At 61.5% G+C, this 21,117-nt stretch carries 22 protein-coding genes; 14 read left to right on the top strand and 8 right to left on the bottom strand.

Annotation, left to right across the window (positions count from 1 at the left end; all coding sequences use genetic code 11):
- Positions 1-83: 83 nt before the first annotated feature.
- Both BW979_RS12075 and BW979_RS12070 read right to left on the bottom strand, forming a co-directional pair.
- Complete coding sequence (locus BW979_RS12075) at positions 84-350, bottom strand: hypothetical protein (protein ID WP_047228292.1); 267 nt, start codon at positions 348-350, stop codon at positions 84-86.
- 116 nt (positions 351-466) lie between these two features.
- Positions 467-832: an antibiotic biosynthesis monooxygenase gene (locus BW979_RS12070; protein WP_047228291.1), complete on the bottom strand. Its 366-nt coding sequence runs from the start codon at positions 830-832 to the stop codon at positions 467-469.
- A gap of 96 nt (positions 833-928) precedes the next feature.
- Between BW979_RS12070 and soxR the strand changes: the two genes are divergently transcribed.
- The 10 genes from soxR to BW979_RS12020 all read left to right on the top strand — a co-directional run bounded on the left by soxR (position 929) and on the right by BW979_RS12020 (position 8,383).
- On the top strand, positions 929-1,381 hold the full coding sequence (soxR, locus tag BW979_RS12065; RefSeq protein WP_047228307.1) for a redox-sensitive transcriptional activator SoxR: 453 nt from the start codon (positions 929-931) through the stop codon (positions 1,379-1,381).
- A gap of 105 nt (positions 1,382-1,486) precedes the next feature.
- Entirely contained in the window at positions 1,487-1,948 is a 462-nt protein-coding gene (locus BW979_RS12060; protein ID WP_047228290.1) for a VOC family protein, read from the top strand.
- 276 nt (positions 1,949-2,224) lie between these two features.
- Positions 2,225-3,439: a PepSY-associated TM helix domain-containing protein gene (locus BW979_RS12055; RefSeq protein WP_076383867.1), complete on the top strand. Its 1,215-nt coding sequence runs from the start codon at positions 2,225-2,227 to the stop codon at positions 3,437-3,439.
- A complete protein-coding gene (locus tag BW979_RS12050) occupies positions 3,436-3,978 on the top strand; it encodes a thiamine pyrophosphate-binding protein (protein WP_076383866.1) in 543 nt (180 codons plus the stop codon). The genes BW979_RS12055 and BW979_RS12050 overlap by 4 nt, the downstream gene beginning before the upstream one ends.
- Positions 3,975-4,301, top strand: a complete 327-nt coding sequence (locus BW979_RS12045) for a hypothetical protein (RefSeq protein WP_076383865.1) — start codon at positions 3,975-3,977, stop codon at positions 4,299-4,301. Before BW979_RS12050 ends, BW979_RS12045 begins: the two co-directional genes overlap by 4 nt.
- Complete coding sequence (locus tag BW979_RS12040) at positions 4,298-4,873, top strand: DUF6162 family protein (protein WP_047228286.1); 576 nt, start codon at positions 4,298-4,300, stop codon at positions 4,871-4,873. Before BW979_RS12045 ends, BW979_RS12040 begins: the two co-directional genes overlap by 4 nt.
- A gap of 35 nt (positions 4,874-4,908) precedes the next feature.
- Positions 4,909-5,835, top strand: coding sequence for a metal ABC transporter substrate-binding protein (locus BW979_RS12035; RefSeq protein WP_047228285.1), 927 nt, complete (start codon positions 4,909-4,911; stop codon positions 5,833-5,835).
- The gene (locus tag BW979_RS12030) at positions 5,832-6,584 is read left to right on the top strand and encodes a metal ABC transporter ATP-binding protein (protein WP_047228284.1); all 753 of its coding nucleotides are present in this window, start codon (positions 5,832-5,834) and stop codon (positions 6,582-6,584) included. The genes BW979_RS12035 and BW979_RS12030 overlap by 4 nt, the downstream gene beginning before the upstream one ends.
- Complete coding sequence (locus tag BW979_RS12025) at positions 6,584-7,483, top strand: metal ABC transporter permease (RefSeq protein ID WP_047228283.1); 900 nt, start codon at positions 6,584-6,586, stop codon at positions 7,481-7,483. Before BW979_RS12030 ends, BW979_RS12025 begins: the two co-directional genes overlap by 1 nt.
- Entirely contained in the window at positions 7,484-8,383 is a 900-nt protein-coding gene (locus BW979_RS12020; protein ID WP_076383864.1) for a metal ABC transporter solute-binding protein, Zn/Mn family, read from the top strand.
- Positions 8,384-8,688: 305 nt separating this feature from the next.
- Here the strand turns inward: BW979_RS12020 and prpF are convergent, their stop codons facing one another.
- From prpF to BW979_RS11995, 5 genes are all read right to left on the bottom strand, one after another.
- Positions 8,689-9,882: a 2-methylaconitate cis-trans isomerase PrpF gene (gene prpF / locus BW979_RS12015; RefSeq protein WP_076383863.1), complete on the bottom strand. Its 1,194-nt coding sequence runs from the start codon at positions 9,880-9,882 to the stop codon at positions 8,689-8,691.
- 43 nt (positions 9,883-9,925) lie between these two features.
- On the bottom strand, positions 9,926-12,517 hold the full coding sequence (gene acnD, locus BW979_RS12010; RefSeq protein ID WP_076383862.1) for a Fe/S-dependent 2-methylisocitrate dehydratase AcnD: 2,592 nt from the start codon (positions 12,515-12,517) through the stop codon (positions 9,926-9,928).
- Between the two features lie 200 nt (positions 12,518-12,717).
- A complete protein-coding gene (prpC, locus tag BW979_RS12005; protein ID WP_047228279.1) occupies positions 12,718-13,845 on the bottom strand; it encodes a bifunctional 2-methylcitrate synthase/citrate synthase in 1,128 nt (375 codons plus the stop codon).
- A gap of 42 nt (positions 13,846-13,887) precedes the next feature.
- The gene (gene prpB / locus BW979_RS12000) at positions 13,888-14,772 is read right to left on the bottom strand and encodes a methylisocitrate lyase (protein ID WP_047228278.1); all 885 of its coding nucleotides are present in this window, start codon (positions 14,770-14,772) and stop codon (positions 13,888-13,890) included.
- Complete coding sequence (locus BW979_RS11995; protein WP_076383861.1) at positions 14,769-15,482, bottom strand: GntR family transcriptional regulator; 714 nt, start codon at positions 15,480-15,482, stop codon at positions 14,769-14,771. Before BW979_RS11995 ends, prpB begins: the two co-directional genes overlap by 4 nt.
- A 284-nt stretch (positions 15,483-15,766) precedes the next feature.
- Here BW979_RS11995 and rloA point away from each other — a divergent pair, with 284 nt between their 5' ends.
- From rloA to pabB, 4 genes are all read left to right on the top strand, one after another.
- Positions 15,767-16,303, top strand: coding sequence for a retropepsin-like aspartic peptidase RloA (gene rloA, locus BW979_RS11990; RefSeq protein WP_047228276.1), 537 nt, complete (start codon positions 15,767-15,769; stop codon positions 16,301-16,303).
- Between the two features lie 5 nt (positions 16,304-16,308).
- A complete protein-coding gene (gene rloB / locus BW979_RS11985) occupies positions 16,309-17,841 on the top strand; it encodes an osmotic stress tolerance membrane protein RloB (protein ID WP_047228275.1) in 1,533 nt (510 codons plus the stop codon).
- Positions 17,841-18,827, top strand: a complete 987-nt coding sequence (locus BW979_RS11980) for an alpha-L-glutamate ligase-like protein (RefSeq protein WP_047228274.1) — start codon at positions 17,841-17,843, stop codon at positions 18,825-18,827. The genes rloB and BW979_RS11980 overlap by 1 nt, the downstream gene beginning before the upstream one ends.
- A gap of 162 nt (positions 18,828-18,989) precedes the next feature.
- On the top strand, positions 18,990-20,333 hold the full coding sequence (gene pabB / locus BW979_RS11975) for an aminodeoxychorismate synthase component I (RefSeq protein ID WP_076383860.1): 1,344 nt from the start codon (positions 18,990-18,992) through the stop codon (positions 20,331-20,333).
- A 138-nt stretch (positions 20,334-20,471) separates the two neighbouring features.
- Here the strand turns inward: pabB and thrH are convergent, their stop codons facing one another.
- Positions 20,472-21,089 carry a bifunctional phosphoserine phosphatase/homoserine phosphotransferase ThrH gene (thrH, locus tag BW979_RS11970; RefSeq protein WP_047228272.1) on the bottom strand — a complete coding sequence of 206 codons (618 nt, stop codon included), beginning with the start codon at positions 21,087-21,089 and terminating at the stop codon, positions 20,472-20,474.
- Positions 21,090-21,117 lie beyond the last annotated feature (28 nt).

Genomic DNA, 21,117 nt, shown 5'->3' with positions numbered 1-21,117 from the left:
GACGGTCAGTCAAGTCATGACCCTACCCCACGTCCTGAGCCAAACCCATGGACAGTTAGGCAAAACTTCGAGCAGTACAGTCCTCAGCTCGGCCGCCCAGACCGCTTCATGGCTCGCTCGGCGCTCATTTGCCCCTGGTCGTCGAAACCCACGTTTTTCTGCGAAGGACCGAGCAACTCGGCTTTTTTCGCGTGATATTCCTCAAACGACAGGCCCCGGCGATTCAAGGCTTCAAGGGCCAGTTCACGGGTTTCTTCGGCGGTGTAGGGGCGCAACTCCGGCGACGAAGAGGCGCAGCCGCTCAACACAGTGGCCGTTAACAGCAGCAAAACAGCAAAAGTCCGATTCATGGCAAGTATCCAATGTTCTGAAGTGGGGCGATGAACAAAGGCTACCCGCCGCCTTCACGCGGCAGAAATCAACCCGTTTGATAGTGGGTATTGCTGGCTCGGATCGTCCGCTGCGCTTAACCGACCAACTGGCAATGCAGGGCGTTGTCGGCACTGCGTTCGATGTTGCGCAACACCTGGAACGAGCCGAATGTCACGGCCTTGGCCCTGTGGGCCTGGATCAGCCGCCAGAAATCCTGCTCACCACGCTCGAAACTCTGAAACGCCGCTTCGCCCGCCTCGCGGTTTTGCCAATGCAAATAGTTGAGAACCCGTCGTCCGTCCTCGCTGACCTGGATACTGGCACTCAGAAATCCTGCATGCCCCCGGGCCAGCCGCTCGGTCTGCTCTGACAGGGCCGTCACCAGCGCCTGTTGCCATTGAGGTTCGATGTCGAACTCCATCAACTGGGTAAAACTCTGATTGTTCCTTGGTGATTGCATGAAAGGTCCTCGCTGTACGTAGGGCGGATCTTGCGGTCCGATGGCGTGCAGGGTAAAACCTCTAGTTAACTCAAGGTCAAGCAGAGAATGCAGGCGATGACACAGATAAACGTCCACAAGGAACTCACCGTCGGCCAAGTGGCCGCCCGCAGTGGCGTGGCCGTCACCGCCCTGCACTTCTATGAATCCAAGGGGCTGATCAAAAGTAATCGTAACCAGGGCAACCAACGCCGCTATCCACGGGAAGTGTTGCGACGTGTGGCGCTGATCAAGGTCGCCCAAGGCCTTGGCATTCCGTTGGCCGAAATCGGCAGCGCCTTGAAAACCTTGCCCGACGACCGCGCCCCAACGGCGAACGACTGGAAGATCCTCTCAGCCCAGTGGAGCCGCGAGCTGGATCAGCGCATCAACCACTTGATGGCGCTGCGCGATCGACTCAACGGCTGCATCGGTTGCGGCTGCCTGTCGATGGAAGGTTGCCCGCTGCGTAACCAGGGCGATGTGTTGGGCAAGCGCGGGCCGGGAGCGCATCTGCTGGACACGCCGTGAAACGTTCGTCGGGTCATGCGCCGCCCCCAAGTCGCTGTCCTATAGTGGATGGGCGCAAATCGGCGAGGCCCTCTTCGCCTCCCCATAACAACAAGGAGAAACGTCATGGGTGTCAAAGCCATTCCTGAAGGTTTCCATAGCATCACGCCCTACCTGGGCATTCAAAAAGCCGCTGAAGCCATCGAGTTCTACAAAAAAGCCTTCAATGCCACCGAGGTCATGCGCCTGGACATGCCGGACGGGGGCGTCGGTCATGCCGAGCTGCGGATTGGCGATTGCCCGATCATGCTCGGCACGCCTTGTGATCAAGGGCCGTTGCGTAACCCCGAACAATCAGTGCCGGTAGGCCTGCATCTCTATGTCGAAGATGTGGACAAAGCATTCGCCCAAGCGATTGCCGCTGGTGGCACGGTGATTTCCGAGGTCAAGGATCAGTTCTATGGTGATCGCAGCGGCACCTTGAAAGACCCCTTTGGGCATGTGTGGTTTCTGGCTACGCACAAGGAGGATCTGACTCAGGAACAGATTGAACAGCGGGCCAGGGAGATGTTTCAACAGCAGGGCTGACGGCCAACCTGCTCTTGTGGCGAGGGGCCCCATCCCCTTGCCGCAGTTTTTTTACATTTCCGCCCAGCCGATTTGCTGGAGCCAGGATGGGAAATACATCCGGTTCGCAAACGCGAAACATTTTCTTTCATCTTTCGCTTCAGGATTTCCATTGCTCGTTCGTCTTAATTAGATGCAGCAGGTCGCGTCGGCAAAAGCCACGACCGGCTTTTCAGGGTTCAGGGGATTACGAAGCCCGTAATACCGAGCCTTTCATCGAATCAAGACGTTCAAACCATGTCGAAGAAATCCCGCTCCAAACTCTGGTTTCTGGTTCATAGCTGGCTGGCACTGCCCATCTGGTTTTTCGTCCTCATCGTTTGCGTCACCGGCACGCTGGCGGTGGTCAGCCAGGAGATCGTCTGGCTGGTCAATCCCGAGATGCGCGCCAGCAAACCCTCGGACGACGCAGCGCTGCTCAGCTACGACCAGGTCGTCGCCGCCATCAAGCAAGCCCAGCCGCAAACCCAGGTGCAGAGCATCGTACGCCCGGATGAGTCGCATTTTGCCCTGGAGGTCGGCGTGACCTACCCCGACGGGCGCCCCGACAAGATCTACGTCAACCCATACAGCGGCATCGTCCAGGGCTCGGCGCCGACGTTCAATTTCAGAGGTTTTACCCGTGCCCTGCATGGCTGGTGGCTGGTACCGTTCACCAATGGTTACAGCTGGGGATGGTACCTGGTGTCACTCCTCGGCCTGCCGCTGCTGGCATCCCTGGTGACCGGGCTGGTGGTCTACAAGCGTTTCTGGAAGGGTTTTTTCCGTCCGACCCTGCGGATCCGCCACGGCGCACGCATTTTCTGGGGCGATTTCCACAGGCTCAGCGGCATCTGGTCGATCTGGTTCATCGCGGTCATTTCCATTACCGGCACCTGGTTCCTGATCGAGGCGTTGCTGTCGGACAACCAGATTTCCATTTCCAGCGCACCGGTCATTCCGGTGGTATCACGTGAAAGTGTCCCGCTGTCAGCCGACGGTACCGCGCCATCACAACTGAACCTGGACCGCGCGATTGAAATCGCCCGCCAACAAATCCCTGGCCTGGAAACCAGCTTCGTCAGCCTGCCCGGCAACGCTTACAGCCACTTGGAAATCGGTGGACGCGGTTGGTATCCGCTGATGTTCCAGACCGCCACCATCAATCCTTATAACGGTGAGGTCGCCGCCTCGCGACTGCTGTCGGACCGCACAGCGCTGGAATTCGTCACCGAATCCATGCGTCCGTTGCACACCGGGGACTTCGGCGGCCTCTGGATCAAGCTCATCTGGTTCTTCTTCGGTTTGATCATGAGCATGATGGTCCTCAGCGGACTGCTGATCTGGACCAAACGCACCGCCCTGGCTACCGCGAATGCCTTCAAGCGCAGCCAAAAACCTTCCCGGGAAGCTCGAACTGCGCCGTTGTTGCAGCCGTCCATTCACCGTGAATCGCCGGAGGGCAACCTGTGACCCCGTCCACCACCACCGCGCCGCCATCACGTCTAAGTGTGTTCTGGCAAAAATGGCGCTTTCACCTCAACGTGCTGCTATTGCTGATCCCACTGGGTTTCATGCCCAAGTACTTCTCCGAAGCCGCGTTGTTCCGCGGCGATGCCGGGCTGGGTGAGCGGGAGGTCGGTGAAGTCCAGGTCGGCCCCTGGAGCCTGCGCCTTGCAGAGTTTCGCGACGAAGCGCCACGTCTCGATGGACCGGCAGGCCATATGAAGCACTTCAACGCCGCGCTGTGCCAAAGCTGCATCAGCCAGGTCAAGGCTACTTATCTGCGTATCGGCAAACCTCGCAGCCTGCGGGCCGCCGGGGTGATTTTCTTCGGCTCGCCCTATCGCATGGGCGCCTTGTTGCCGGTGCCGCAAAAGACCCGGCTCGACGCCGAACTGTGGATCACCCTTGAAGGCTGGGACGGCTCGATGCACCAGGCTTCCATACCCCTGAGCCAGGCCTCGCCGGCCACCATCGCCTGGCTGAAAACCCAAGGAGCCCAACCATGACTGCCCGCGGCTATCTCAACAGCCTGGTGCTGCTGCTCTGCGCAGGTGCCAGCAGCAACGCCCTGGCCCATAACCCGATGTGTGAATGCAAGGCCATCGACGCTGAGCAGATCCAGTGCACCGGCGGTTTTTCCGACGGCAGTGGCGCGCCCGGCGTGACCCTGGATGTGATCGGCTACGACGAAACCATCCTGGTGCCGGGCAAGCTCGGCGCCGATTCGACGCTGACATTCAAGAAGCCCAACGCCGAGTTCTACGTACTCTTCGACGCCGGCCCCGGCCACGTGGTGGAAATCGACCAAGCCGATATCGAGGCCCCATGAGCAATCCCACCACCCAAGTGATCCGTCCCGCCGGCGCCGGCCATGAAACCCTGTATGTGTTGCTGCTGTGCCTGATCATCATTCTGGTGGCCGGATCGGTGGTGGCCTGGCACGGCGAAACCCATGACGTCAGCGAGGTGCCTGCCCATCAAGTTGACGCCCGCCGCGATCTCAGCGCTGCCGAGCAAGGCATCTATGCCGACCTGCGGGTGACCCTGGATGAGATCCGTCTGCTACGCGAAGAGCAACAGTCCCTGCCCACCCCGCAAATCCTGGCCGAAGAGGGCTTTGCCCCGTTCGCTCAGGACGCCAGTTCCGTCAGCCGAGGCGGACATGTCTGGCGGCAGGTGGAGAACCGGGCCTACTTCGGCGCCAGTGCAAATCCATCCGTCGCCGGTTCATTTCTGATGCGCATCGGCGAAGCATCCGACGCCGTCCCGGACATCTGGCTCAATCGCGGCAACAGCGTCGCCGTCTCCAGCGATCTGGACGACACCGCTTTGTCCGCCGCCGGCTGGAAGCAGATCGTCGCGCAGTTCGACGCCGGCGTAACCCGCCAGCACCGGCACTGACCCCACGTCCTCATTCGAGAGAAGACCGTTTGCCCATGTCTATTGCATTCCAACGCCGCCCTTTGCTGGGCCTGCTGATCGGCCTGCTCGCCTGTCTGTTCACACCACTGGCAAGCGCCGAAGCGGCCAAGCGCCTGCGTATTGGCATCACCCTGCATCCTTATTACAGCTACGTGGCCAACATCGTCGGCGACAAGGCCGAAGTGGTGCCGCTGATCCCGGCCGGCTTCAACCCCCACGCCTACGAACCTCGTGCCGAGGACATCAAGCGCATCAGTGGGCTCGATGTGATCGTGCTCAACGGTGTGGGTCATGACGATTTCGCCGACCGGATGATCGCCGCCAGCGAAACCCCGAACGTGAACGTGATCGAAGCCAACGAAAACGTACCGCTGCTGGCTGCCACCGGGATCGCCGCTCGGGGCGCCGGCAAGGTCGTGAACCCGCATACCTTCCTGTCCATCAGTGCCTCCATTGCCCAGGTCAATAACATCGCCCGGGAACTGGGCAAGCTTGATCCGGACAACGCCAAGGCATACACCCAGAACGCCCGCGCCTATGGCAAGCGCCTGCGACAAATGCGTGCCGCGGCCCTGGCAAAGCTGACCCAGGCCCCCAATGCCGAGTTGCGGGTCGCCACGGTCCACGCCGCCTACGATTACCTGCTGCGCGAATTCGGCCTGGAGGTCACCGCCGTGGTCGAGCCGGCCCATGGCATCGAGCCAAGCCCGAGCCAGTTGAAGAAGACCATCGACCAACTGCGCGAACTGGACGTGAAAGTGATCTTCTCGGAGATGGACTTTCCGTCCACCTACGTCGACACCATCCAGCGGGAGTCGGGGGTAAAACTGTACCCGCTCTCGCACATTTCCTACGGCGACTACAGCGCCGAGAAGTACGAAAAGGAAATGACCGGCAACCTCGACACCGTGGTCCGGGCCATTCAGGAGTCCGGCGCATGACGGTCCAGGAAACGCTCACCTTGCAACACGTCGGCCCCTTGATCGAGTTCGACGATGTCAGCCTGAACCTGGGCCGGACCACGATTCTCGATGCGGTGGCCTTCCAGGTGCAGCCGGGCAGCATTCATGCGCTGGTGGGTCCGAACGGCGGAGGCAAGAGTTCGCTGATCAAGACCTTGCTCGGGCAGATGCCCCACCAGGGACGCTTGAGCCTGCAATGGCCGGGTGAGCCCGGTGTCATCGGCTATGTGCCCCAAGCCTTGGAATTCGACCGCGGCCTGCCTATGACCGTGGATGATTTCATGGCAGCGATGTGCCAACGCCGGCCGGCCTTTCTCGGCCTGAGCAAGCATTACGTCGGCGCTATCGGCCAGGCCCTGGAACGGGTCGGCATGCAGGACAAACGCAAGCGTCGCATGGGCGCGCTGTCCGGCGGTGAACGCCAGCGGGTGTTGTTGGCCCAGGGGCTGATTCCTGCGCCGCAACTGCTGGTGCTGGATGAACCGATGTCGGCGCTGGACGAGGCCGGCATCCAGGTGTTTGAACACCTGCTGCGAGACTGGCGCCAGGCCGGCATCACGGTGCTGTGGATCGAACATGACCTGGAAGCCGTCGGGCGCCTGGCTGACCGCGTCACCGGCCTGAACCGCCGCGTGCTGTTCGATGGCCCGCCGCGCCAGACCCTGACGCCGGAGCGCTTGCTGACGCTGTTTTCCACCCATCCACGCCCGAACGGGAGCGCCGCCTGATGAGTTACGAAGCCTTTCGTTTGATGGTCCAGGGCTGGGCGTCGTCCGGCTATCTGCCCGAAGCGCTGGCTTATGGGTTTGTGGTCAATGCGTTGCTGGCCGGGCTGCTGATCGGCCCGGTGCTGGGTGGCCTCGGCACCCTGGTGGTGGTCAAGCGCTTCGCGTTTTTCTCTGAAGCCGTGGGCCACGCGGCGCTGACCGGCGTGGCGGTCGGCATCCTGCTCGGCGAACCCTACACCGGGCCCTACGGCAGCCTGTTCGGCTATTGCCTGCTGTTCGGCATCCTGCTCAATTACCTGCGCAACCGCACCGGCCTGGCACCGGACACGCTGATCGGCGTTTTCCTCTCGGTGTCCCTGGCCCTGGGCGCCAGCCTGCTGCTGATCCTGGCGGGCAAGATCAACGTGCACATTCTGGAAAACGTGCTGTTCGGCTCGGTGCTGACGGTCAATGGCAATGACCTGCTGGTGCTGGCGGTGGTCGGTTCACTGGTGATGGCTTTGGCGTTGCCGCTGTACAACCGCATCATGCTCGCCAGTTTCAATCCGCAACTGGCGGCGGTGCGCGGGGTGGCGGTCAAGACGCTGGATTACCTGTTCGTGGTGTTGGTGACGCTGATCACCGTGGCGGCGGTAAAGGTCATCGGCGCAATTCTGGTGGGGGCCTTGCTGGTGATTCCGGCGGCTGCGGCGCGTCTGCTCAGCCAGTCGTTGAAAGGTTTTTTCTGGTGCTCCGTGCTGATCGCAACCGTCAGCACCCTGTGCGGGATTCTCGCACCGATTGTCTTCGACCTGCCGATCCCGTCCGGTGCCGCGATCATTCTCGTGGCCGGCATCGCATTTGCCCTGGCCGCCATTGCCCGGGGTGTTGTCCCCAGCCTCAAAGGGAATCTTGGATAAATGGTTTTTTCATTGCGACAACTGGCATTGGCCGTGGCCCTGTGCGGTCTGGTAAACAGCCCTTCTTTCGCCGCCGAAGGCACACCGGTGCGCCTGCTTGCTTCGTTGCCGGTCACCTACGGCTTGGGTGAAGCGTTGCTCAAGGGCACCGATGTCAGCCTGGAGCGCGCCGCGCCGGCCAATCTGCCCGGTACGCGCCAGAATGCCTACTTCAGCGGCCGTGGCGCGCCGGCCCTGAGCAAGCTGGCCAGCGATGCCGACGCGGTGATCGGGCTGCGTTCGTTGTGGCCGGATGATCCGCTGTACCCCATGGCCCGCCGCAGCAACATCCGCATCGTCGAAGTCGATGCCGCCCGCCCGGTGGACGGCGCCCTGCCCGGCATCGCCGTGCAACCGGGATCGGTCGATGGCCTGGCGAGCCAACCGTGGATGGCCAGCCATAACCTGGGACGGATGGCCGATGTCATCGCCGCCGACCTGGTGCGCCTGGCACCGACGGCCAAACCGAAGATCGACGCCAACCTGGCGGCGCTCAAGCAACGCCTGCTCAAGCTCAGCGCCGAGAGTGAAAAGCGCCTGGCCAGTGCCGACAACCTGAGCGTGGTCAGCCTGAGCGAGCATTTTGGCTACTTGATCAGCGGCTTGAATCTGGACGGGATCAGCACCGATGCCCGGCCCGACGCCGAATGGACACCCGAAGCCCTCAAGCAATTGACCGCCACGTTGAAAGACAACGATGTGAAGCGGGTGCTGCATCATCGCCAGCCCGCGAATGCCGTGAAAGCAGCCATCACTGAGGGCGGCAGTCAGTTACTGGTCCTGAGCACCGACGCCGCCGACCCCGTGGCGGAGCTGGAGAGCAATGTGGACCTGGTCGTCACCGCGTTGACAGGGGGCTGATTGCAGGAATGCGTGCCCCTGTGGGAGCGGGCTTGCTCGCGATAGCGGTGTATCAGGCGACATCAATGCTGACTGTGCCGGCCTCATCGCGAGCAGGCTCGCTCCCACAGGTTCAATCGCGGATGTTCGCAGATTCTGTGCTCACCACAAATCCACTGTGGGAGCGAGCCTGCTCGCGATGAGGCCGGCACATCCAACCTCTTTGCGGGCTGTACCATCGCTATCGCGAGCAGGCTCGCTCCCACAGTTTTGATCGCGGATGCTCGCAGACGCCGCGTTCACCACGGGTTTGCCTGGGTCAAGTGTCAGTTCAAAACATCCCCCGGCACCCGCACAAACCCTTCCATCAATACCCGCGCGCTGCGGCTCATGATGGCTTTTTTCACGGTCCATTCGCCATTGACCTGGCTGGCCTCGGCGCCGACGCGCAAGGTGCCGGAGGGATGGCCGAAGCGCACAGCGGTGCGGTCGATGCCGCCGGCCGCCAGGTTCACCAGCGTGCCGCTGATCGCCGCCGCCGTGCCGATGGCGACCGCCGCGGTGCCCATCATCGCATGGTGCAGTTTGCCCATGGACAGTGCTCGCACCAGCAAGTCGACGTCCCGCGTCGTCACGGCTTTACCGCTGGAGGAGAGGTAGTCCGCCGGCGGTGCGACAAACGCCACCTTCGGCGTGTGCTGGCGCTGGGCGGCTTCGTCCAGATGCTGAATCAGGCCCATGCGTAAGGCGCCGTGGGCACGGATGGTTTCGAACATGGCCAGGGCCTTGGGATCGCCATTGATGGCGCCCTGCAATTCGGTGCCGGTATAACCAACGTCCCGGGCATTGATGAAGATCGTCGGGATGCCGGCGTTGATCAGGGTCGCCTTGAAGGTACCAACACCAGGCACCTCAAGGTCGTCCACCAGGTTGCCGGTGGGAAACATCGAGCCACCACCGCCCTCCTCCTCGGCCGCCGGGTCCATGAATTCCAGTTGCACTTCAGCCGCCGGAAAGGTCACGCCGTCGAGCTCGAAGTCACCGGTTTCCTGCACCGCGCCATCGGTGATCGGCACATGGGCGATGATGGTCTTGCTGATATTGGCTTGCCAGATCCGCACCACGGCCACGCCGTTTTGTGGGATGCGACTGGCGTCCACCAAACCACTGCTGATGGCGAATGAACCGACCGCCGCCGACAGGTTGCCGCAGTTGCCGCTCCAGTCCACGAACGGCTTGTCGATGGACACCTGACCGAACAGGTAATCGACATCGTGATCGGCTCGGGTGCTCTTGGACAGGATCACGGTCTTGCTGGTGCTCGACGTTGCGCCGCCCATGCCATCGATCTGCTTCTCGTATGGATCGGGGCTGCCGATCACCCGCAGCAGCAAAGCATCCCGGACCGAGCCGGGAACGCGGGCCGCTTCGGGCAGGTCCTGCAAGCTGAAGAACACGCCTTTGCTGGTGCCACCACGCATGTAAGTGGCGGGGATTCTGATTTGCGGTGCGTGAGCCATGATGCTCCTCAAGCGGGCCCGCAAGGGTGCCCGCAGCTGTGATTTAGACGGCAACCGCCGATTCCAGGAAATCCTGGGCAAAGCGCTGCAATACGCCGCCGGCTTCGTAGATCGACACTTCTTCGGCGGTATCGAGACGGCAGGTCACCGGCACTTCGACGCGCTCGCCGTTCTTGCGGGTGATGACCAGAGTCAGCGTCGCACGCGGGGTGCGCTCGCCGATCACGTCATAGACCTCGCTGCCGTCGATGCCCAGGGTCTTGCGATCGGTGCCCGGCTGGAACTCCAGCGGCAACACCCCCATCCCCACCAGATTGGTGCGGTGGATACGCTCGAAACCTTCAGCGGCAATCGCCTCGACACCGGCCAGACGCACGCCCTTGGCCGCCCAGTCCCGGGACGAACCCTGGCCGTAGTCGGCACCGGCGATGATGATCAGCGGCTGCTTGCGCTCCATGTAGGTTTCGATGGCTTCCCACATGCGCATGACCTGGCCTTCCGGCTCGACCCGGGCCAGAGAACCCTGCTTGACCTTACCGTTTTCCAGGACCATCTCGTTGAACAGTTTCGGGTTGGCGAAGGTCGCACGCTGGGCGGTCAAATGGTCGCCCCGATGGGTTGCGTAAGAGTTGAAATCTTCTTCCGGCAGGCCCATTTTCGCCAGGTATTCGCCAGCGGCACTGTCGAGCATGATGGCGTTGGATGGCGACAGGTGGTCGGTGGTGATGTTGTCCGGCAGCACCGCCAGCGGACGCATGCCCTTGAGCGGCCGCGCACCGGCCAGCGCTCCTTCCCAATACGGCGGGCGACGGATATAGGTGCTTTGCGGGCGCCAGTCATACAGCGGCGTCACTTTTGGCCCGGTGTCCTCCTGGATGGCGAACATCGGGATGTACACCTGACGGAACTGCTCCGGCTTCACCGAGGCCTTGACCACCGCATCGATTTCTTCGTCGCTCGGCCAGATGTCCTTGAGGCGGATCTCGCGACCGTCCACCACGCCCAGCACATCCTTCTCGATGTCGAAGCGGATGGTCCCGGCGATGGCATAAGCGACCACCAGCGGCGGCGAGGCAAGGAACGCCTGTTTGGCGTACGGATGGATGCGCCCGTCGAAGTTGCGGTTGCCCGATAACACAGCGGTGGCGTACAGGTCGCGGTCGATGATTTCCTTCTGGATCAGCGGGTCCAGCGCACCGGACATGCCATTGCAGGTGGTGCAGGCGAAGGCCACGACACCAAAACCCAATTGCTCCAGCTCTTTGGTCAGACCGGCTTCATCCAGGTACAGCGCTACGGTTTTCGACCCCGGCGCCAGGGACGACTTGACCCATGGCTTGCGGGTCAGGCCCAGGCGGTTGGCGTTGCGCGCCAGCAGGCCGGCGGCGATCACGTTGCGCGGGTTGCTGGTGTTGGTGCAACTGGTGATAGCCGCGATGATCACCGCGCCGTCGGGCATTTGCCCGGGCACATCGTCCCACTGACCGGAGATACCTTTGGCGGCCAGATCCGACACCGCGACGCGGGCGTGGGGGTTGCTAGGGCCTGCCATGTTGCGCACCACCGACGACAGATCAAAGGTCAAGCCACGCTCGTATTGCGCGCCCTTGAGCGTGTCGGCCCATAGGCCTGCCTGCTTGGCGTAGGTCTCGACCAGTTGAACTTGCTGGTCTTCGCGGCCGGTGAGCTTCAGGTAATCGATAGTCTGTTGGTCGATGTAGAACATCGCCGCCGTGGCGCCATATTCCGGGGCCATGTTGGAAATGGTCGCGCGGTCGCCCAAGGTCAGGGCGCTGGCGCCTTCACCGAAAAACTCCAGCCAGGCACCGACGACTTTTTGCTTGCGCAGGAATTCGGTCAGCGCCAGCACCATGTCGGTGGCGGTGATGCCCGGTTGCAGCCTGCCGGTCAGCTCGACGCCAATGATTTCCGGCAGGCGCATCCACGAGGCACGCCCCAACATCACGCTTTCGGCTTCCAGGCCGCCAACGCCGATGGCGATCACGCCCAAGGCATCGACGTGGGGGGTGTGGCTGTCAGTGCCCACGCAGGTATCGGGGAACGCCACGCCGTCACGCTGCTGGATCACCGGTGACATTTTTTCCAGGTTGATCTGGTGCATGATCCCGTTGCCCGGCGGAATCACGTCGACGTTCTTGAAGGCTTTTTTGGTCCAGTTGATGAAGTGGAAGCGGTCTTCGTTGCGCCGGTCTTCGATGGCGCGGTTCTTGGCGAACGCCTGGGGATCGGACCCGCCGCTTTCCACCGCCAGTGAGTGGTCGACGATCAACTGGGTCGGCACCACCGGATTGACCTGCGCCGGATCACCACCCTGCAAGGCAATGGCGTCGCGCAGGCCGGCCAGGTCTACCAGGGCGGTCTGGCCGAGGATGTCATGGCACACTACCCGGGCCGGAAACCACGGGAAGTCCAGATCGCGCTTGCGCTCGATCAGTTGCAGCAGCGACTCGCCCAGCGTCGCCGGATCGCAGCGACGCACCAGGTTTTCCGCCAGCACCCTGGAGGTATACGGCAGGCCATCGTAAGCGCCAGGCCGGATGGCATCCACGGCCCCGCGAACGTCGAAATAATCCAGCGAAGTGCCGGGCAGCGGTTTGCGAAATTCTGTGTTCATCGTCAGCACTCGGGTCACGGTGGTTTCAGAAGGGGTTGTCGCAGCTACTGAAGTGAACCTGTTCCCCTGTGGGAGCGAGCCTGCTCGCGATGACTGAGTCGCAGCCGACATCGATGTCGTCTGGCCCACCGCTATCGCGAGCAAGCTCGCTCCCACAATGGTTTTCGGTTCCTTCAGTTGCAGCGTCAGCGCCCTCCAGTTCAGCGTTGTTCGATTGGCACGAACTTGCGCTGTTCGACGCCGGTGTATTCGGCGCTCGGTCGGATGATGCGGTTGTTGGCACGTTGTTCGTAGACGTGGGCGGCCCAGCCGGTCAGACGCGAGCAAACGAAGATCGGCGTGAACAGCTTGGTCGGGATGCCCATGAAGTGGTACGCCGAGGCATGGTAGAAATCGGCGTTGGGAAACAGTTTTTTCTGCTCCCACATGGTCTTGTCGATGGCCTCGGAAACCGGGAACAGCACCGTGTCACCCACCTCGTCGGCAAGTTTTTTCGACCAACCCTTGATCACCTCATTGCGCGGGTCGTTGTCCTTATAGATCGCGTGGCCGAAGCCCATGATCTTGTCCTTGCGCTCGAGCATCCCGAGGGTGCCCTTGATCGCCTCCTCCGGCGACTGGAAGCGCTGGATCATCTCCATCGCCGCTTCGTTGGCCCCACCATGCAACGGGCCGCGCAGCGAACCGATGGCGGCGGTGATGCAAGAAAACAGGTCAGACAGGGTCGAGGCACACACCCGCGCCGTGAAGGTCGAGGCGTTGAACTCGTGCTCGGCATACAGAATCAGCGAGACGTTCATCACCTTGACGTGCAGCTCGCTCGGCTTCTTGCCATGCAACAGGTGCAGGAAATGGCCGCCGATGGAGGTCTCGTCGGTCACACACTCGATGCGCTGGCCTTCGTGGCTGAAGCGATACCAGTAGCACATGATCGCCGGGAACGCGGCCAACAGGCGGTCGGTCTTGTCATGCTGTTCGGAGAAATTCAGCTCCGGTTCCAGGTTGCCCAGGAACGAGCAGCCGGTGCGCATCACGTCCATTGGGTGGGCGTCGGCGGGAATGCGCTCCAACACCTCTTTCAAGGCTTGGGGCAAGTCCCGCAATTGGCTCAGTTTGCCTGTGTAGGCGTCCAGTTGCGCCTGGGTCGGCAGCTCGCCATACAGCAGCAGGTAAGCCACTTCTTCAAATTGCGCGTCAGCCGCCAGCTCGCGGACGTCGTAGCCGCGATAGGTCAGGCCGGCACCTGACTGGCCTACGGTGGACAATGCGGTTTGCCCGGCCACCTGGCCACGGAGCCCGGCGCCACTGAGTACTTTTGCTTCGGCCATTTGCTGTCTCCATTTTTTAGATTTGTAGAGGCTGCGCTCTGTTCATTTTTTTGCCGCGAACAACGCATCGAGCTTTTGCTCGAAGGTGTGGTAGTCGATGCGATCGTAAAGCTCCATGCGAGTCTGCATGGTGTCGATGACGTTCTGTTGCGTACCGTCGCGGCGGATTGCGGTATAGACGTTCTCGGCCGCTTTGTTCATGGCGCGGAAGGCCGACAGGGGGTACAGCACCAGGGACACGTCGGCGCCCGCCAATTGTTCGGTGGTGTACAGCGGTGTCGCGCCGAATTCAGTGATGTTGGCCAGGATCGGGGCTTTCACCCGGCTGGCGAACAGCTTGTACATCTCAAGTTCGGTAATGGCTTCCGGAAAGATCATGTCGGCACCGGCCTCGATGCACGCGGCGGCGCGGTCCAGGGCCGATTCCAAGCCCTCCACGGCCAGGGCGTCGGTACGGGCCATGATCACGAAGCTGTCATCGGTGCGCGCGTCGACGGCGGCTTTGATGCGGTCGACCATTTCCTGTTGCGAGACGATCTCTTTGTTCGGACGGTGACCGCAACGCTTGGCGCCGACCTGGTCTTCAATATGAATGGCCGCCGCGCCGAACTTGATCATCGACTTGACCGTGCGGGCCACATTGAACGCCGAGGAGCCAAACCCGGTATCCACGTCCACCAGCAACGGCAGGTCGCAGACGTCGGTGATACGGCGCACATCGGTCAGCACGTCATCCAGGCCGGTGATGCCCAGGTCCGGCACGCCAAGGGAGCCGGCCGCCACGCCGCCGCCCGACAGGTAGATCGCCTTGAAACCGGCGCGTTTGGCCAGCAGCGCGTGGTTGGCGTTGATCGTGCCCACCACTTGCAGCGGATGCTCGTTGGCGACCGCATCGCGAAAACGCTGGCCTGGAGTGCTGTTGCTCATGACTCACCTCGTTCAGTGGCGGCGCTGTCCTGGAAATGACGCGCGATGTTGCGTTTGGAAGCGCCGATGTGCCGGCGCATCAATAATTCAGCCAGTTCACCGTCACGGTCGGCGATGGCATCGAGAATCCTGTGGTGCTCGGCAAAGGCCTGGCGCGGACGGTTGGGCGTGGTGGAAAACTGGATGCGGTACATGCGCACCAACTGATACAGCTCGCCGCAGAGCATTTGCGTCAGGGTGCGGTTGCCGCTGCCCTGGATGATCCGGTAATGGAAATCGAAGTCGCCTTCCTGCTGGTAATAGCCGACACCGGCCTGGAACGCCGCGTCGCGCTCATGGGTTTCCAGGACCCGGCGCAGCTCGTCGATTTCTTCCACGGTCATGCGCTCGGCCGCCAGACGGCAGGCCATGCCTTCCAGGGACTCGCGGATTTCATAGAGTTCCAGCAACTCGGCGTGGCTCAGGGATACCACCCTGGCGCCCACGTGAGGCACCCGCACCAGCAGGCGCTGGCCTTCCAGGCGATGGATGGCCTCGCGCAGCGGGCCGCGGCTGATGCCGTAGGTGCGTGCCAGTTCGGGCTCGGAGATCTTGCTGCCAGGCGCGATATCGCCTCGCACGATTGCGGCCTGGATACGCCGGAAGACGTTCTCGGAAAGGGTTTCCGATTCCTCTTGGGCCAAGACCGGTGATTCGAGTTGATCGAACATATTGTCGACACCTTATAAATCTATAAGGCAAAAACTAACCAATCACTGCGCTTTCGTCAAAGTAAAATTAGACATTGTCGACAATTGTCTAATAAGGGCCTCCTCCATAACCAAGTGCGTCGGATAAGCAGTTGCGTCCGGGCGGCGGTGGCGTCAGAAAACCACCGTGCTAGAATGCCGCCGCAATTTGCCGCTCTGCATCTATTAAGAGAAGGCAACCCAGGGAGCTTGTGCAGCAATGCCAGGGCCTGAACCGACGAACGGAACACTGTGCATCAGGATTTATGACACTCAAGCCCTTAACTGCTGTCCTTTGTTTCACGTGCCTGCCGGGGCTTGTCCTGGCGGGTGAAAAGACCGTGTACGGCCTCAATGAATACGCCGCCCTGCAGGGCATCGACCTGGAGGTTGCCGCCAAGTTGGACACCGGGGCCAAAACCGCTTCGCTCAGCGCCCGGGACATCAAGCGCTTCAAACGCGATGGCGAATCCTGGGTGCGTTTTTACCTGGCCATCGACGCGGCGCATTCGCACCCTATCGAACGTCCCCTGGCCCGGGTCAGCAAGATCAAACGCCGCGCCGGTGACTATGACCCCGAAGAAGGCAAGAACTACACGGCTCGGCCGGTCATCGAGCTGGACATCTGCATGGGCTCGGCCCTGCGCAGCATCGAAGTGAACCTCACCGACCGCAGCGCTTTCCAATACCCGCTACTGATCGGCTCCGAAGCCCTCAAACGCTTCGACGCGCTGGTCGACCCCAGTCTCAAATACGCTGCCGGCAAACCCGCCTGCGCCAATGCCGCTCAAACCGCAGAGTAATTCCAATGCGCTCTCTTACCCTCCATTTGAAAATGCTGATCGCCATCCTGGTGGTGCTGGGCCTGTCGGTGACGGCCTATCAGATTTTCGTGCTCGGCATCCCGGTGACCGAAGACGCCACCGACGACTTGTGGAACATCGACGCCAAGATCGAGTTCGTCCCCAATGCCAAGGATCCGGTGAAGATCCAGATGTTCGTGCCGCCGCTGAGCATGGACTACGTCAGCCTCAACGAGAGCTTCATCTCCAATAACTACGGTGTGGCGGTGAACCGGGTGGACGGTAACCGCAAGGTCACGTGGTCGGCCCGTCGGGCCAAGGGCAACCAGACCCTGTATTACCGCCTGGTGCTGACCAAGCGCTATACCTCGGAAAAATCCAAGATCAAGGGCCCGACCTTCCGCGACAGCATCGCCGTCGAGGGCCCCGAGAAGCTGGCCGCCGAAGCCCTGCTCGCGCCGATCCGCCAGCACTCGGCCGACGTCGAGACCTTCATCAGTGAAGCGATCAAACGGGTCAACAACCCCAACGACGACAACGTCAAGTTGCTGCTGGCTGGTGATCCGTCCATAGCCAGCAAGGCCAGAGTCGTCGAACTGGTGCTGTCTATCGCCCACGTGCCGGTGGAGAAGGTCCATACCATCCGCCTGGTTGCCGACCAACCGCAGTCGCCTGAACTGTGGCTGCGCAGTTTCAACGGCACCGACTGGCTGTATTTCAACCCGGATACCGCTGAGCGGGGCCTGCCCAGCGACCGTCTGCTGTGGTGGACCGGTGATGAAAACCTGATCACCGTCGATGGCGGCAAAAAAGCCACCGTCACCTTCACCATGAACAACAGCGAAATGAACGCCATTCGCCTGGCCAAGCTGACGGACGAAAACACCGACGCCAACTTCCTCGAATACTCGCTCTACGGCCTGCCGCTACAAACCCAGCAGACGTTCATGATCATGGTGATGATCCCGATCGGCGTGCTGGTGATTCTGGTGCTGCGCAACCTGATCGGCCTGCAGACCCTGGGCACGTTCACACCGGTGTTGATCGCCCTGGCCTTCCGCGAAACCCAGCTGGGCTTCGGCATCATCCTGTTTACGGTGATCACGACGCTGGGCCTGTCCCTGCGCTCCTATCTGGAACATCTCAAGCTGCAAATGCTGCCAAGGCTTTCGGTGGTGCTGACGTTCGTGGTGGTGCTGATCGCCGCCATCAGCCTGTTCAGCCACAAGCTGGGCCTGGAACGCGGGCTGTCGGTCGCGCTGTTCCCGATGGTGATTCTGACCATGACCATCGAACGCCTGTCCATTACCTGGGAAGAACGCGGCGCCAGCCACGCCATGAAGGTGGCCATCGGCACCCTGTTCGCCGCCGCCCTGGCGCACCTGATCATGAGCGTGCCGGAGCTGGTGTACTTTGTGTTCACCTTCCCGGCCATCCTGCTGATTCTGGTAGGTTTCATGCTGGCCATGGGTCGCTACCGCGGCTACCGCCTGACCGAGCTGGTACGGTTCAAGGCCTTCGTCAAGGCTGACTCATAATGTTCGGCCTGTGGAAGACCTGGAAGGCCCTGGAGGCCCGCGGCATCATGGGCATCAATCGGCGTAACGCCGACTATGTGCTCAAATACAACAAGCGCAGCCTGTACCCGATCGTCGATGACAAGATCATCACCAAGGAACGGGCCATCGCTGCCGGCATCCATGTGCCGGAGCTGTATGGGGTGATCTCCACCGAGAAGGAAATCGACAAGCTCGACGAGATCATCGGCGGGCGCACCGACTTCGTGATCAAGCCGGCCCAGGGCGCGGGTGGCGACGGCATCATCGTCATTGCCGACCGCTTCGAGGGCCGCTATCGCACGGTGTCCGGCAAGATCATCAGCCATGAAGAAATCGAACACCATGTGTCCAGCATCCTTACCGGTCTCTACTCCTTGGGTGGGCACCGGGACCGGGCACTGATCGAATATCGCGTGACCCCGGACCAGATCTTCAAGAGCATCAGCTATGAAGGCGTGCCGGACATTCGCATCATCGTACTGATGGGCTATCCGGTGATGGCCATGCTGCGCTTGCCGACCCGCCAGTCCGGCGGCAAGGCCAACCTGCACCAGGGCGCCATCGGCGTGGGTGTCGACCTTGCCACCGGCCTGACCCTGCGCGGTACCTGGCTGAACAACATCATCACCAAACACCCTGACACCACCAACGCGGTGGACGGCGTGCAGCTGCCCTACTGGGACGGTTTCATGAAACTGGCCGCCGGTTGCTACGAACTGTGCGGGCTGGGCTACATCGGCGTGGACATGGTGCTGGACCAGGAAAAAGGTCCGTTGATCCTGGAACTCAACGCCCGACCGGGTCTGAACATCCAGATCGCCAACGACTGCGGCCTGACTCTGCGCACCCACGCGGTGGAAGCCCGCCTGGAAGAACTCAAGGCCCGTGGCGTGGTGGAAACCGTCGAGGAGCGCGTGGCGTTTGCCCAGGAGTTGTTTGGGCATATTCCGCCGGTTGAGGGTTGAAGCCCTCCTTGTGGCGAGGGGATTTATCCCCTCGCCACAAGGTGTTCACAGCCAAATGTTTCGATGGCCCCATACTTACTCATCTCCGACATCCCTCTAGGAGCAAATCCTACAGAGGGATTACAATCGCCACCCCGCCTGAACGGCTGACCCACCCCGCCCATGTCAACCTGCTCTGTACACCCGCTGCCTTACCGCGCCAACCCCGCCGAGTATTTCGCGGTGATCCGCCATGCCCCGGGCAGTGTGTTGCTCGACAGCGGCCGGCCGAGTGCCGAACGCGGGCGTTATGATTTGCTCAGTGCCTGGCCGCTGGAGCAGTTGGCGGTGCTGTCAGACGAGAGCGGTGCCGATTTCCTGCAACGCTTGCGTATTCATCTGACGCAACTGGGGAGTGCTGTACTGCCGGCCTCGGTGCAATTGCCTTTCGCTGGCGGCCTGATCGGCTACCTGAGCTACGACTTCGGCCGACATCTCGAAACCCTGCCGTCCCACGCCAAAGACGATCTGCACCTGCCCGACGCGCGGTTCGGTGTGTACGACTGGGCGCTGGTCACCGACCATCAGGCCGGGACCAGCCAGTTGGTGTTTCACCCTCACTGCGCCGACAGCGAACGCCAACGCCTGATTGCGCTCTTCAACCAGCCGACCTCAGCGCCTGTGACCGCCTTCAGCCTCGAAGCGCCCATGGCGCCCGACCTCAATAGCGATGCCTATCGACTGGCCTTCGAGCGGATCCAGGCGTATATCCAGGCCGGCGACTGCTACCAGGTCAACTTTGCCCAGCGCTTCCGCGCCCCGTGCCAAGGCGATGCCTGGGCCGCCTATCAGGCGCTGCGGGCGGCTTGCCCGACGCCGTTTTCCGGCTTCCAGAGCTTGCCCGACGGCGGCGCGGTGCTGAGTCTGTCACCCGAGCGTTTCGTCAAGGTCAGCGAAGGTCATGTGGAGACCCGTCCGATCAAGGGCACCCGTCCACGCGGCGCAACCCCTGACGAAGACGCCGCACACGCCGCCGAGTTGCTGGCCAGCCCCAAGGACCGGGCGGAAAACCTGATGATTGTCGATCTGCTGCGCAACGACCTGGGCCGTACCTGCCGCATCGGCTCGGTGCGCGTGCCGGAGTTGTTCAGCCTGGAAAGCTACCCCAACGTCCACCATCTGGTCAGCAGCGTGACCGGCGAGCTGGCCGACGCCAAGGACGCCCTGGACTTGATCGCAGGCAGCTTCCCCGGCGGCTCGATCACCGGCGCACCGAAAATCCGCGCCATGCAGATCATCGACGAACTCGAACCGACCCGGCGCGGGCTGTATTGCGGCTCGTTGCTGTACCTGGACGTACGCGGAGAGATGGACAGTTCCATCGCCATCCGCAGCTTGCTGGTCAAGGATGGACAGGTATGTTGCTGGGGCGGCGGCGGGATTGTCGCGGATTCGGATTGGCAGGCGGAGTATCAGGAGTCGATTACCAAGGTTCGGGTGTTGCTCGAAACTTTGCAGAACCTTTAAAGCATCGCAAACAAGCCCCTGACCAGGCGCAGAACCCTGTGGGAGCGAGCTTGCTCGCGATAGCGGTGTGCCAGTTGGCTCAAATGCTGCTGACCCAACGCTATCGCGAGCAAGCTCGCTCCCACAGGGGGATTGGGTTTACAAGCTTAGATTTCGATTCGAGGCCTTGATGAATTCCTGCTTCAACTCAGCAAAACTGTGCACTGCCGGGAACTGCGGGAACTCTTGAATCACATTATCCGGCGCATGGAACAGAATCCCGGCATCGGCTTCACCCAGCATCGTGGTGTCATTGTAGGAATCCCCCGCCGCAATCACCCGGTAGTACAGGCTCTTGAAGGCCAATACCGACTGGCGCTTGGGATCTTTCTGACGCAGCTGGTATCCGGTTACCCGTCCGCTGTCATCGGTAATCAAACGATGGCAGAGCAACGTCGGGAAACCCAGCTGGCGCATCAGGGGTTGGGAGAATTCGTAAAAGGTGTCGGAAAGAATCACCACCTGGAAACGCTCGCGCAGCCAGTCGACGAACTCGATGGCGCCGTCCAGCGGCTTGAGGGTGGCGATGACTTCCTGAATATCGGAGAGCTTGAGGCCATGCTCATCAAGGATGCGCAACCGTTGCTTCATCAACACATCGTAGTCGGGAATGTCCCGCGTGGTCGCCCTGAGGGATTCAATACCGGTTTTTTCAGCGAAGGCGATCCAGATTTCCGGGACCAGCACACCTTCCAGGTCGAGACAGGCAATTTCCACAAGACACTCCCATTTTTTTGATGTTTAT

The organism is Pseudomonas sp. A214, from assembly GCF_900156295.1.
Classification (GTDB): Bacteria; Pseudomonadota; Gammaproteobacteria; order Pseudomonadales; family Pseudomonadaceae; genus Aquipseudomonas; species Aquipseudomonas rhizophila.
Note: the sequence above shows the minus strand (reverse complement) of the source record. Positions and strands in the feature narration are given on the sequence as shown.